We start from the raw sequence: 13,050 nt of genomic DNA, 5'->3' as shown, positions 1-13,050 counted from the left end.
ACTTCTCCATCGTCATGGCCGGGCCTGACCCGGCCATCCACGCCTTCAACGCCGACAAGAAAGAACGTGGATGCCCGGGACAAGCCCGGGCATGACGGCGAGAACGCGTGACGACCAATCATATCCCCACCACCTTCAGCCTGAGAGCGGTGCTCTGGCGATGATGGGCGTGGGTGATGGCGATGGCGAGCGCGTCGGCTGCGTCCGCGGACGGCGGCTCGGCCTTCGGCAGCAAGATTTTCAGCATCATCGCGATCTGTTGCTTGTCGGCGTGGCCGGCGCCGACCACGGTCTTCTTGACCTGGTTCGGCGCGTATTCGGCGACAGAGATGCCGAACATTGCGGGCGCCAGCATGGCAACGCCGCGGGCCTGGCCGAGCTTCAGCGTCGCGACGCCGTCCTTGTTGACGAAGGTCTGCTCGACCGCGGCTTCCACCGGCTGGTGATTGGACAAGACGGAAGCGAGCCCTTCATGGATCGCGAGCAGCCGGCTCGACAGCGGCAAATCGTCGGGCGGTTCCACCGAGCCGCAGGCGACGTAGGCCAAGCGATTGCCCTCGGCCTCGATCACGCCCCAGCCGGTGCGGCGCAGGCCGGGATCGATGCCGATGATGCGAACGGGGCCACGAATCGGGAGCGCAGTCATGCGCCAGTGATAGCGGCTGGCTGCCCTGGAGGAAACAGAAACAGAACGGAAGTAACAAGGGAAGTAGGGCCGTCGAGCCCTACCCGCCCATCTTCGCAACAAGCGCGTCCGACACCTCGAAATTGGCGTAGACGTTCTGCACGTCGTCGTGCTCGTTGAGCAAGTCCATCAGCTTCAGGAGCTTCTCGCCGGTCTCGTCGTCGACGGTAACCGTATTCTGCGGCTTCCAGATCAGCGCGGCCTTGCGCGGCTCGCCGAACTTGGCTTCCAGCGCCTTGGCGACATCGCGATAGCTTTCCGTCGAAGCGTAGATCTCGTGACGGTTCTCGCCCGAGACGACGTCGTCGGCGCCGGCCTCGATCGCGGCATCCAGCACCGCATCGTCGGAGGCGACGCTGCGGTCGTATTCGATGATGCCGGTGCGGTCGAACATGAAGGAGACTGAGCCGGTTTCGCCGAGATTGCCGCCGGATTTGGTGAAGAAGGAGCGGATGTCAGAGGCGGCGCGGTTGCGGTTGTCGGTCAGCGCCTCGACGATGACCGCGACGCCGCCGGGGCCGTAGCCCTCGTAGCGGATCTCGTCATAGTTCTCGCCGTCGCTGCCAAGCGCCTTCTTGATGGCGCGCTCGATATTGTCCTTCGGCATGTTCTCCTGGCGCGCCGCGATCACGGCGGCGCGCAGGCGCGGGTTCATCGCGGGGTCGGGGGTGCCCAGCTTGGCAGCGACGGTGATTTCCCGCGCCAGCTTGCCGAACAGTTTCGACTTCTGGGCATCCTGCCGCCCCTTGCGGTGCATGATGTTCTTGAATTGAGAATGTCCGGCCATGCGTGGTCTCGTGATGGAAGCGTGCGTCAAGGCAAATGCGGGAAGCGCGGCCTTATAGGCCGCCCACCCACCGGAATCAAAGGGCTCGGCTTGTCCTGAGGTAGCCCTGTAAAGGTAACCGCCGCAATGGCGCCCGCCTAGATGTCAGGCACCGTTAACCCTGATTTCATTCCGGACTGCGAAAATAGCGCCCGACCGTTCCCCGACAAGAGAGACCCGATGGCGTTCGGACTATTTCGGAAGCGTCTGCCGGACACGGCCGCGCCTGCGGCAGCCCCGGAGGCTGCGCAGCCGGCAGCCCCTGCCGCACCCGCCCCGACCGCCGAAAGTGATTCGGCCCGGGAAATCCTGGAATTGCTGGAACTCGAGCTCGGCGCCATGATCCGCCAGCTCGAGCGCGCCGCCAATTCGGTGGCCGGCGGCGCCGAGGCGACCGCGGCGACCCTTGCCGCCATTCGCGACCGCACCGACGCTCTGACCGGCCGGACCAACGCGGCGCAATCCACCGCCTCCACCTTCGCCCATGCCGCCGACAAGTTCACCCAGTCCGCGCAAGGGATCGGCGCGCAGGTCCGGGAAGCCGGCAAGCTCGCCGACGAGGCCAGCGCCGCCGCCCAGGAAGCCCGCGCCAATGTCGACCGCCTGCGCGAATCCTCCGCCGCGATCGGCAACGTCGTCAATCTGATCGCGCAGATCGCGCGGCAGACCACGCTGCTCGCGCTCAACTCGACGATCGAGGCCGCGCGCGCGGGCGCAGCCGGAAAAGGCTTTGCCGTCGTCGCCACCGAGGTCAAGGCGCTCGCGGTGCAGACCCAGAGCGCGACCGAAGAGATCACGAAGAAGATCGATGCGCTCCAGCGCGACGCCGCCGGCTCGGCGGACGCCGTGCACCGCATCTCGCAGGCGATCGAGGCGATCCGCCCGGTGTTCGACACCGTCAACGGCGCGGTCGCCGAGCAGAATGCCACAACCAGCGAAGTCTCCGGCAATGCCGCCAGCGCCTCGGAGTTCATCATCTCGGTCGGCGAGAGCGCAGCCGAGATCGACGCGGCGACCAAAGCCGCCGAGTCCCATGGCGAGAGCGTCGCCAGCGCCGGCAAGGCCGTCACCACCTTCGCCCGCAAGCTGAAATCGCGCTGCGCGGTGCTGCTGCGCCAAAGCGAGCACGATGACCGCCGCAAGACCGAGCGGCTGCCCTGCCACCTCAAATTCGAGACCGCGCGCGGCGTGATGCCGGTCTATGAAATCGCGATGGAGGGCGTGCTGATCGGCGGCGCGGACGCAAGCCGGCTCGCCGCGCAGTCTACGATCGAAGGCAGCCTGGAGGACATCGGCGCCTGCCGCCTGCGCGTGATCGAACAATCCAAGGCCGGCGCCCGCGCGCAATTCGTAGGCGCCACCGCTGCGCTCAGCGAGAAGATCGAGGACAAGCTCTGGTCGATCCATGAGGAGAACACCGAGTTCGTCACCCGCGCCATGGAAGCGGGCAATGCACTGACGCAGATATTCGAGCAGGCGGTCGCGCGCGGCGAGGTCAAGCTCGACGACCTCTTCGACACGGACTATTTGGAAATCGCCGGCACCAATCCGCAGCAATACCGCACCAAATATCTCGACTGGGCGGATCGCGCCCTGCCGCCGTTCCAGGAAGCCTTTCTGGCGCGGGAGTCGCGGATGGCGTTCTGCGCCATGGTCGACCGCAACGGCTTTTTGCCGGTGCACAACAAGATCTATTCGCATCCGCAGCGGCCGGGCGACGTCGCCTGGAACACGGCCAACAGCCGCAACCGGCGCATCTTCAACGATCCGGCGGGGTTAGCTGCCGCGCGCAACCTGCGATCGTACCTGGTCCAGAGCTATGCGCGCGACATGGGCAACGGGAACACGGTGATGATGCGCGAGATCGACGTCCCGATCCGCGTGCAGGGCCGGCACTGGGGCGGCTTCCGCACGGCCTACAAGCTGTAGCGCCCCCACGCGTGCACGCACCTGCACGCACCTGCACTCCTGGGCAAGACGCCGGGCGCGAATCATCCTCTAAGGTCGGACCTGGAATCGGAATGCCGCCAAGGAGCCGATCAACGGCTCCGACTGGAGAGAGCCCGTACATGTCCTCTGCACAACTTGCCGTATTGGACACCGCATCCAACCGGACGCTCGCCGAACGCCTGATCGACCAGCTCGCTGACCGCATCGGCGGTCTCGGCGTTGAGCTCGCCGACATCGCCGGCAATGTCCAGGACGTCGCAAACCGCGTCGCGAGCCAGTCGGAACGGTTTCACCATCTGCAGAAGACGGCCGAGACGATGGTCTCGACCAACCACGACATCGCCAACGCCTCGCAGGCGGTGCAAACCACGACGTCGGCCGCGGTCGGCGAGATCGCGCAGTCGCGCGGCGCCGTCGACACCGCGGTCAGCCACATCTCCGAACTCGTCGCCGCGGTGGAGCGGATCGAGGCGCGCCTGTCCGCCGTCGGCTCGGCGCTGGCGCAGGTGGCGAAGGTCTCCGGCTCGATCGAGGCGATCGCCAAGCAGACCAATCTGCTCGCGCTCAACGCCACCATCGAGGCGGCGCGCGCCGGCACTGCCGGCCGCGGCTTCGCGGTGGTCGCAAGCGAGGTCAAGAACCTCGCGGAGGCCACGCGCCAGGCCACGCATGAGATCTCCGACACAGTGCGCGATCTCGACGGCCAGATCGAAGGCCTGATCGGCGAGAGCAGCGACGCCTCGCAGCGCGCCAAGACCGCCGGCGAAGGCGCGCAAGCGATCTCCGGCATCATCTCGCGCGTCCAGCAGGGCTTCGCCTCGGTCGAAGCCGAGATCGACGGCGTCGCGCGCGCGGCGACCTCCAACCTCGGCCACTGCGACACCGTGATCAGCGAGCTCAACGAGCTCGCCAAGGGCGTCGACCTCTCCTCGCGCGACCTCCGGAGCGCCGACGAGCGGGTGGCGAAGCTGCTAGACGCCTCCGAAGGCCTGATTGCGCTGATCGCCGACAGCGGCGTCGAGACGTCGGACGCGCCGCTGATCCGCATCGTCGTCGACACCGCGAAGCGGATCTCGGCCGAGTTCGAAGCTGCGATCGACCGCGGCGAGATCACGCTCGACCAGCTCATGGACGAGACCTACCGCGAGATCCCGGGCACCGATCCGAAGCAGTACCTGACCAACTACGTCGCGTTCACCGACCGCGTGCTGCCCGCGATCCAGGACCCGATCCAGAAGTCCGATCCGCGCATCGTGTTCTGCGTCGCCTGGGCCAAAGGCGGGTACCTTCCGACCCACAATCCGAACTACCGCCTGCCGCAGGGCAAGGACCCGGTCTGGAACAACGCCAATTGCCGCAACCGCCGCCTGTTCACCGACCGCGCGGTGAAGAAGGTCGCGGCCAGCACAAAGCCCTTCCTGCTCCAGACCTATCGCCGCGACATGGGCGGCGGGCAGTTCGTGCTGATGAAGGACCTGTCCTCGCCGATCATGATCCGCGGCAAGCACTGGGGCGCTTTCCGGATGGGATTCCGGCAGGGCTGACGAGGGCGCTCCGACGTCCTCAAAACAAAAAGCTCGAAAACAACCCCATGCACAGTAGCCCGGGTGTGTGGAATCAATGGCTTGCGCCGGCAGACCGTGGCGCGCTTTGACTCGTCGGGCAAAACAGGGGTAGAATGCTAATATTCCGAAAATTGGAAGGCATTCGGTTCGCCCCGCGCCTGCACTGGTGCGGCGGCCGACGTTGCCGTAGAAGTGCCGCCGCGCATTCGAACCCGAACACAGCAAGCTGGTTTTTTGATGTCCTGTCCACCTGCCCAAATCGGCGCGCCGTTTTCCGAGATTGACACACCGGCGCTGATCATCGACCTCGACGCCTTCGAGCGCAATCTCGATACGATGGCGGCACGGGTCGGCAAGCTCGGCGTTCGCCTGCGTCCGCATGCGAAGACCCACAAGTCGCCGATCATTGCGGCCAAGCAGATCGCGCGCGGCGCAATCGGCATGTGCTGCCAGAAGGTCGCCGAGGCCGAGATCCTGGTTGCGGGTGGGGTGAGCGACGTGCTCGTCAGCAATGAGGTGGTGGGCCCGCGGAAGCTGGAACGTCTCGCAGGCCTCGCGCGCCACGCACGCATCAGCGTTTGCGTGGACGATGCGATCATGGTCGAGCAACTGTCGCACGCCGCGGAGCGGGCAGGATCGCAAATCGAAGTCCTGGTCGAAATCGACGTCGGTGCCGGTCGCTGCGGCGTCAGGCCGGGGCCGGCGGCGGCCACCCTGGCGCGGCAGGTGGCGGGTTCGCGCTTCCTGTCGTTCGGCGGCTTGCAGGCCTATCACGGCTCTGCCCAGCATTTGCGCACGCCGGAGGAGCGGCGCGCTGCCATCGCGAGCGCCGCCGATGCGACCTCGGAAACATTGCGCGTGCTCAAGGACGCGGGCTTTCAGTGCCGGACGATTGGAGGTGCAGGAACCGGCACGTTCGAGCTCGAAGGCGCGAGCGGCATCTGGAACGAATTGCAGGCGGGCTCCTATATCTTCATGGACGCCGACTACGCCAAGAACCTCGCCGACGGGACGCGCAACGCCAATCCGTTCGAGCATGCGCTGTTCGTGATCGCGACCGTGATGAGCACCGGCGCCGGCGAACGCGCCGTCATCGATGCGGGCCACAAGGCCCTGTCGAACGACAGCGGATTTCCGGTCGTGCTCGGCCGGCCCGACCTGCGCTATCATCGGCCCTCCGACGAGCATGGCCTGCTCGATTTCGACAGCGCTTCGTCGCGACTGGCGATCGGCGACAAGGTGACGCTGATCCCCGGCCATTGCGACCCAACCGTCAATCTCTACGACTGGTATGTCGGCGTGCGCGGCTTCAACACGCCGGATGCCCGCGTGGAGGCACTTTGGCCAGTCGCGGCGCGGGGCGCGATCACCTGAGATTGACGCGTGATTGCGCGCGCCGATCTCCGCCATTGCCACGGACAAGCGAAGCACAGATCCAAGACCCATGCGCCGCAGCATTGGTTTGGCGAAAACGCGGAGTGACAAGCTTCGCAAAACAACTGCGCGCTCGCGCTCGGAATCATGGTTCTGGCCCCTCGTTCGCAATTGCGGGCCAAGGCGTACACTCATCATTCGGGACTGCCCGTTTCCAAGGGACGAGCAGACGTGGCTTGCCCGGCTGGGAACGACTGCAAATGACCCGTTTGAGACATCAGCCATCTCGCGCCGACCGCGGCTGACGCTATCCCCGAACCCCGTTCAGTGCGATAATTGAAATTGGGACTAACGTTCTCCTGGTCCGGGAGACAGCCATGCGGCGGCGGCAATTTGTTAAATTCATTGGCGGCGTTGCACTTGCTTGGCCGCTCAGTGCCGGAGCGCAGCCGGTGGGCAAGTTATACCGTATTGGTTATTTCAACGCGGGCGCCGCAGCTGCGCAGGGTGGCGTCGGACTCGAACGAGCTTTCGCTGAAGCCCTCCGTGAGTTGGGCTGGATGGAAGGGACGAATATTGCCTTCGAGTACCGATTCGCAGAAGGTCATTCGGATCGGCTACCCGGCATGGCCACAGAGCTGGTGCATCTCAAGGTCGATGTCATCGTTGCAAACGGAACATTGGCATCACTCGCCGCCAAGCAAGCCACCTCGACGATCCCCATTGTCACGGCGCCTGCTGGCGATCCACTCGGGAGCGGGCTTGTTCGGAGTTTGGCGCACCCAGGCGGCAATGTCACAGGTTTGAGCCTAATGGCTCCGGATTTGGGCGGGAAGCGGTTGGAGCTACTCAAGGAGCTTCTGCCCGACGTCTCCAGAGCGGCCATCCTGTGGAATGCTGCCAATCCCTATGCGGCGGATGTGTTCAGAGAGACGGACCGTGCCGCCCGGACATTGCAAATTACGCTCCAATCGCTTGAGGTGCGCAGTCTCGATGATTTTGATACAGCATTCGAGGCTGCCAAAGTCCGACGTCCAGAGGGCCTGATTACGGTCGAAGACCCACTCACCGTTGGTTATCGAAAACAGATTGTAGACTTCGCAGCGGGAAATCGCTTGCCTGCCATCCACGGCGTTCGGGAATTTGTGGAGGCTGGAGGCCTCATCGCCTATGGCGCGAGCCTATCGGATTTGTCCCGGCGCGCTGCGACCTACGTAGACAAGATCCTGAAGGGCACCAAGCCTGCGGATCTTCCAGTTCAACAGCCAACCAAGTTCGAGTTTATTGTCAATCTCAGCGCTGCCAAGGCGCTCGGGCTGACCATGGCGCCATCGCTGCTCGCCCGCGCCGACGAAGTGATCGAATGACGGCGTAGGTTGCTGTGGTGCATGCGCCCGTTGCTGGCCCGTTGCAGACATTCGGTCTCGACCCGCTGAGGGCCGCTCGTGACCCCATCCGGAACGTTGACAATCCTTTTAGCTCTCTTGCTACGTGTGTGCTCTTTAGTCGCGTTACGGGGACAGCGGAAGATCCTATGATGGTCGCGACATGATCCACGTCCTCGACATCGATCCGCGCATTGCGCGGCGTTGCTTGCACGCCGGACGGCTCCAAGCAGGAGCTTAGCCGGACGGTAGTTGCTGCCGTCCGGATTACCCCTTCCTTCATCAAAGATTTGGTGTGTGGCGCTCCCGCGAGGGAAGCCCAAGCAAGGAGGCATGTCGTGAACACCCCCTTTTTCCCAAACGTCACTCTTCCAGCGTCTGATCATCATCGCTTGCAACGGCTCGCGCAGGCGGGCGCAGATCAAGGCGACGTGGACGCACGTTTTCTGTTGAGTGAACTCAACCGTGCGGAAGTCGTCCCTGATCGCGCAGCCAGATTGGACAGCATCGTCACCATGGGTTCGTGGGTGACGTTCTGGACCACCTGGGGCTTCCCACGCGAGACAAGGCAACTGGTGTACCCCGAAGACTACACGTCCGAGCGAACCCAAATCCCCGTGATGTCGCCGTTGGGCGCAGCGTTGGTCGGGCTGAAGGTCGGAAGCGAAATCCCCTTCTTCACCGTTGGGCGCACCAACGTTGTCAAGGTCGAACGTGTCAGCCGAGGTGATCCGAACGATGTTGTCAGGGTTCTGTTTAGCAATCGAGAGGTCAAGGGCAAGAAGCTCTTTGATGACGGCGATCCAGGACCATCAGCCGCTTAGGAAAGGAGAGAAGGTAATGAGCAAGACCAATCGCAAAGGCAAACCTGAAATCGTGTTGCCGCCCATCACAGTGATGGAGGATGAGGCGCGGCGTCTCAACGCTCTGGCCAGTTCGAGCGCGGTGCTCTTCCCGCGCGTGGCCCATTTCCTTGCGCAGGAGATAGAGCGTGCAAACGTGGTGGCGGACAATTCCGATCTTCCCGGCGTAGTCCGCATGGGCTCGAAGGTCCGGTACTGCGATGACAAGACGGGTGAGGTCCGGGACGTGGTATTGGTTTATCCACACGAAGCAGACATAACGCTAAAGCGCGTCTCAGTTCTTACGCCGGTCGGAGCTGCGTTGATCGGCCTGACGGTTGGCCAAACCATTGAGTTCCAAACGCCGGGGCACAACAAGCGGTCGTTGACGGTGCTAGGCGTGTCCAACTAGAGGAGGCGTTGACATGCGCGCTCTCAACCAGACAGGCCGCCTTCACGGTGATCGGTACCAGCATCGTTTTGGCTGGCGTGTTCTATGTTGCGACTTTGTTCAAGGCTTGAAGGTCCAACCTCTGGGGGCGGCCCCTCTGGGCCTATGTTGGAGCTGGGGCACCCCAACCGCGGGGACTGCTCAACCACGCGATCGGACAACGTGACCCAGCGCGACTTCACTATCTCAGTCGGCGATGTGTGCTGACCATTGGCCGACGAGGCTAACGTCAGCCACAGGCCACAACCGGACTCATGAAGTGCAGCGACAACCACACATTTAATCAACCCAGAGCGCGAGCGGTTTAGTCCAAAGGCCCATCAGCGAAGTAGCAGCCCCCCTCGTTGAGGGTGAAGCATGGCGGACCAGATTTGCTCGGGTTGAGTTCTTCGCATTTTGACCTAAACCCGAAGTCGCTCCTCTTGGCCTATTCAACGGCATAAGGGTTGAGCTTCGGAACGCCCTGCTTCCAGTTCACCCATTCTTCGGCGTCACGAAGGGACACGAAGTCCGCAACAGGAATGTCCTCGCGGTCGGGGCGACGCTCACTAACCCGCCAGCCGCCCTCGACCAGACGCTCGATGACAAAGCTCTCGACAGGCAGATCAAGGTTGGTCATTTCTAACTGTATCGATCGGTCGGCTCTAGCGGAAGCGTAGAGGCAGTGTTCATGAACGAAAATCTCGACATGGCCGAGCGGTGTGCTCAAATTTCGCAGACCACGAGCGACACGACACTTCGCTCGATATTTGGTAGGATGTCCAAACTGTATCGTCAATTGCACGCGGAAGAGGAAAAACTTGCTGACTGGAAGAGCAAGCAAGACGCTTCGTCAACGTTAGACTTCATTTTCAAGAAGCCGCGAGACTAGTGCAGCGCACCGCAGTGGACGATTGGGCGAAGAATGTGATTTCCGTTTTTGGCCCAAAGCGGATGTCCCTTGGTTGCCCGCCAATGTCCGCTGCTGAGGCAAAGTTGATATAATCGCCCGGGGACGACACCGGGTGATTTGGCTTCGCGCTTCAGCTCAACCAGAACTTCGGCGTCGTCGGCTCCAGCCTTCCGCCCATCCGCACCGGTGCGATGCGGAGCGCGAGGCCCGTCGCGTCATCCGTTTCCACCGCGACGCCGCTGAGCGTTGCCGCGCCTGCAGCCGGCTCGAAGCGGCCCGACGGGATTCCCGATGTAAACCTCCGCAGCGGCTCTTCCTTCTGCATGCCGATGATGGAATCGTAATCGCCGGTCATGCCGGCGTCGGTCATGTAGGCGGTGCCGCCCGACAGGATCTGGTGGTCGGCGGTCGGCACATGGGTGTGCGTGCCGACGACGAGGCTGGCGCGGCCGTCGCAGAAGAAGCCGATGCCCTGCTTCTCGCTTGAAGCCTCGCAATGGAAATCGACCACGATGGCGTCGGCGGCAACGCCGAGCGGACAGGCGCCCAACTCGCGCTCGAGCGCGGCGAAGGGATCGTCGAACGGGGTCATGAAGACGCGGCCCAGCGCGTTGACGACGAGCGCGTGCTTGCCGTTCTTGGTCTCGACCAGGGCGGCGCCGCGGCCGGGCGTGCCGCGCGGATAATTGGCGGGGCGCACCAGGCGGTCGGCGCGCTCGATGAAGACGAGGGCCTCGCGCTGGTCCCAGGAGTGATTGCCGAGCGTCACCGCATCGGCGCCGGCCTCGAGAAATTCCTGGTAGATCGCTTCCGTGATGCCGAAGCCGCCGGCCGAATTCTCGCCGTTGACGACGACGAGATCGAGCGACCAGTCCTTGACCATGCCGGGAAGATATTCGGAGACGGCCTCGCGCCCGCTACGGCCGACGACATCACCCACGAAGAGAATGCGCAACTTCAGAACTCCGGAAATCGAACACGTCCGATTCCGTTAGCACATAATCCAGCGCCACGTCGTGGGATAGTGCCGGAACCGCCTCGATCTCCTGCACGGCGAATGCGAGCCCGATGCCGACGATCTGCTTGGTTTTGCGCAGATGCGCGAAGGTGAAATCGTAATGCCCCGCGCCATAGCCGATGCGATGGCCGAGGCGGTCGAAGGCGGCGAGCGGCGTCAGCATGATGTCGGGAATGACTTCGGCCGCAGCAGGTGAAGGTTCGGGAATGCCGAGCGGGCCGAGCATCAGGCGGTCGTTGGGATGGAAGAGACGGAAGATCAGCGACTGGCCGCGCGCGGTGACGCAAGGCAGCGCCAGCCGCGCGCCCTGCTCCGCGAGCACCTTCAACAGCGGCATCGGATCGATCTCGCTGCGGATCGGCGAATAACCCGAGACGATGCTGCCGGGCAGCAGCTTGAACGGCAGGCCACGCTTGGCGAGCTTTGCGGCGGCCGCGATGCGTTTCTTCTCGCTCAGCGCGTCGCGCTTGGCGAGGGCCTTGGCACGGAGCTCGGCTTTGGTGTTGGGCATGTGCGTTTTCCCCCGAAGGCGAAGTCTTTGCTCCGCTGTCATCACCCGCCTTGTGCGCCCTGCGCACTGGGGCGGGTGATCCAGTATTCCAGAGACGCTAGTGCAAAAACCTCGACGCCGCGGCGTACTGGATGCCCCGCCCCCCGTGCGCAATTGCGCACTAGGCGGGACATGACACTGCCGGTTGTCGTAGACCCCACTCGACAAGAACGCACTGCAAGCAAACATAACTGCAAGCAAACAAAAGTGCGAAGCCGCGAACGCCGTTGAAGCACTCGATCCCGGAGTTCCCTACGAAAGTAGGTGGGCACCATATGTCCGAGCCCACGGGCCCGGCCAGGGACAGTTCCCTAAAGGATCGATAAGGCCCCGGGGATATATGGCTCCTGACGCACGTCGCAGCCTCGCGGAGGCAATGTAACAACGATACTGACGAATCGCCAGTGCGGCGAGAGTGCCGAGCTTCGGTGTAGTGAAGCGGGCGGCGAGCCACGACGGAGGTGAACTCCCTCTCCCGCCTGCGGGAGAGGGTTGGGGAGAGGGCTCTCACCTCTTGGGGGTTCTCGCCCAGCGGAGACACCCTCTCCCCAACCCTCCCCCGCAAGCGGGGGAGGGAGCGCACTGGCCGCGTGGCTACTATCGAGCTTCAGCCGATCGCGATCCCATTGCCGACGGTGCGGTTCAGGACCTGGGTCGATTTCTCGATGCGTTCGGCGGCGGCGTTGAGCGCATTCACCACGGCGGTCTGCGTCATGCGGGCGCGCTCGACGGCGGCGTTGCGGAAATCCCTGAGCTCGATCAATTCCTGCTCCAGGGTGCGGACGCGGTTGCTGGTGTCGATCAGCTCATCGCACACGGTGAGCGCAGCCATGACGGTGAGGCGCGCATCGCCGATCTCGCCGAACTTTCCGCGCAGCGACTGGATGCGCGTCTCCAGCGTCTCGGCGAGCTTGAGCAGCCGCACCTCCTGGCCCTCCTCGCAGGCCATGCGATATTGCCGGCCGTTGATGGTGACGTTGATGTGGCTCATCCGTCCTCTCCGGTATCGAGCACCGAGCGTATCGTGACGATCGCGGAATCCAGCCGGTCGGAGATCTCGCGATTGGTGCGCTCGAGCTTGCGTGCCTTCACCAGCGCGCCGTCGAGTTCGTCGGCAAGACGCGAGCGATCCGCGCCGAGCGCCTGGATTCGCGCCGCAAGCTCGTTCTCGTCGCGATCGGCGTCGCGCCGCCGCTCCACCGCACTTTCGAGCGCGTCGAGCGCCGCCGTGAGTCTGCGGGTCGCAATCTCGATCTCGATGGCGGACGACTCCGTCATGGCGGAACTGTTGGATACGCGATCGTTCATGCAGTCAGCGGCGGAACCTGGCGGCCTTTGCCCAGTGGCCTTTCCCTGGAGCTTGCCGTCCGGCAAAAGACTCGGTTCGGCAAGCGGTTAGAAGCAGAAATTTACAAAGCAAGCTAGCCAAGCGCAACGCCGCCGCAAAACTATGCACCGATCAATCGGGGCGGCGTGCCGCTGCGTCGCTTCCGCACGGTGCGATTCCGGCGG

General features: G+C 63.7%; 13 protein-coding genes and 1 other RNA gene. 6 read left to right on the top strand and 8 right to left on the bottom strand.

Features of this window, described 5'->3' with window-relative positions; all coding sequences use genetic code 11:
- Window positions 1-118: 118 nt before the first annotated feature.
- Together ruvC and ABIA40_RS36000 are read right to left on the bottom strand one after the other, a co-directional pair.
- The gene (ruvC, locus tag ABIA40_RS36005; protein WP_275498008.1) at window positions 119-646 is read right to left on the bottom strand and encodes a crossover junction endodeoxyribonuclease RuvC; all 528 of its coding nucleotides are present in this window, start codon (window positions 644-646) and stop codon (window positions 119-121) included.
- 79 nt (window positions 647-725) lie between these two features.
- Window positions 726-1,472, bottom strand: a complete 747-nt coding sequence (locus ABIA40_RS36000; RefSeq protein ID WP_404545958.1) for a YebC/PmpR family DNA-binding transcriptional regulator — start codon at window positions 1,470-1,472, stop codon at window positions 726-728.
- A gap of 219 nt (window positions 1,473-1,691) precedes the next feature.
- On the opposite strand from ABIA40_RS36000, the gene ABIA40_RS35995 reads away from it, so the two are divergent.
- The 6 genes from ABIA40_RS35995 (at window position 1,692) to rnk (ending at window position 9,039) form a co-directional block, all read left to right on the top strand.
- Entirely contained in the window at window positions 1,692-3,440 is a 1,749-nt protein-coding gene (locus tag ABIA40_RS35995; protein WP_404545956.1) for a methyl-accepting chemotaxis protein, read from the top strand.
- A gap of 140 nt (window positions 3,441-3,580) precedes the next feature.
- Window positions 3,581-5,005, top strand: a complete 1,425-nt coding sequence (locus ABIA40_RS35990) for a methyl-accepting chemotaxis protein (protein ID WP_404545955.1) — start codon at window positions 3,581-3,583, stop codon at window positions 5,003-5,005.
- Between the two features lie 258 nt (window positions 5,006-5,263).
- Window positions 5,264-6,400 (top strand): DSD1 family PLP-dependent enzyme, encoded by a 1,137-nt coding sequence (locus tag ABIA40_RS35985; RefSeq protein WP_271542883.1) that lies wholly within the window; start codon window positions 5,264-5,266, stop codon window positions 6,398-6,400.
- 377 nt (window positions 6,401-6,777) lie between these two features.
- Entirely contained in the window at window positions 6,778-7,767 is a 990-nt protein-coding gene (locus ABIA40_RS35980) for an ABC transporter substrate-binding protein (protein ID WP_404545953.1), read from the top strand.
- A 356-nt stretch (window positions 7,768-8,123) separates the two neighbouring features.
- The gene (locus ABIA40_RS35975; protein WP_404545952.1) at window positions 8,124-8,609 is read left to right on the top strand and encodes a GreA/GreB family elongation factor; all 486 of its coding nucleotides are present in this window, start codon (window positions 8,124-8,126) and stop codon (window positions 8,607-8,609) included.
- A gap of 16 nt (window positions 8,610-8,625) precedes the next feature.
- Window positions 8,626-9,039 carry a nucleoside diphosphate kinase regulator gene (rnk, locus tag ABIA40_RS35970; RefSeq protein ID WP_404545950.1) on the top strand — a complete coding sequence of 138 codons (414 nt, stop codon included), beginning with the start codon at window positions 8,626-8,628 and terminating at the stop codon, window positions 9,037-9,039.
- Window positions 9,040-9,505: 466 nt separating this feature from the next.
- Here the strand turns inward: rnk and ABIA40_RS35965 are convergent, their stop codons facing one another.
- From ABIA40_RS35965 to ABIA40_RS35940, 6 genes are all read right to left on the bottom strand, one after another.
- A complete protein-coding gene (locus ABIA40_RS35965; protein WP_157283751.1) occupies window positions 9,506-9,697 on the bottom strand; it encodes a hypothetical protein in 192 nt (63 codons plus the stop codon).
- A gap of 403 nt (window positions 9,698-10,100) precedes the next feature.
- On the bottom strand, window positions 10,101-10,925 hold the full coding sequence (locus tag ABIA40_RS35960) for a TIGR00282 family metallophosphoesterase (RefSeq protein ID WP_404545948.1): 825 nt from the start codon (window positions 10,923-10,925) through the stop codon (window positions 10,101-10,103).
- A complete protein-coding gene (locus tag ABIA40_RS35955; RefSeq protein ID WP_404545946.1) occupies window positions 10,903-11,499 on the bottom strand; it encodes a 5-formyltetrahydrofolate cyclo-ligase in 597 nt (198 codons plus the stop codon). Before ABIA40_RS35955 ends, ABIA40_RS35960 begins: the two co-directional genes overlap by 23 nt.
- 247 nt (window positions 11,500-11,746) lie before the next feature.
- A non-coding RNA gene (gene ssrS / locus ABIA40_RS35950) (6S RNA) lies at window positions 11,747-11,907 on the bottom strand.
- Window positions 11,908-12,145: 238 nt separating this feature from the next.
- On the bottom strand, window positions 12,146-12,529 hold the full coding sequence (locus tag ABIA40_RS35945) for a cell division protein ZapA (protein WP_404545944.1): 384 nt from the start codon (window positions 12,527-12,529) through the stop codon (window positions 12,146-12,148).
- Complete coding sequence (locus ABIA40_RS35940; RefSeq protein WP_404545942.1) at window positions 12,526-12,846, bottom strand: DUF4164 domain-containing protein; 321 nt, start codon at window positions 12,844-12,846, stop codon at window positions 12,526-12,528. Before ABIA40_RS35940 ends, ABIA40_RS35945 begins: the two co-directional genes overlap by 4 nt.
- Between the last annotated feature and the right edge of the window lie 204 nt (window positions 12,847-13,050).

The organism is Bradyrhizobium sp. USDA 223, assembly GCF_044909005.1.
Classification (GTDB): Bacteria; Pseudomonadota; Alphaproteobacteria; order Rhizobiales; family Xanthobacteraceae; genus Bradyrhizobium; species Bradyrhizobium yuanmingense.
Note: the sequence above shows the minus strand (reverse complement) of the source record. Positions and strands in the feature narration are given on the sequence as shown.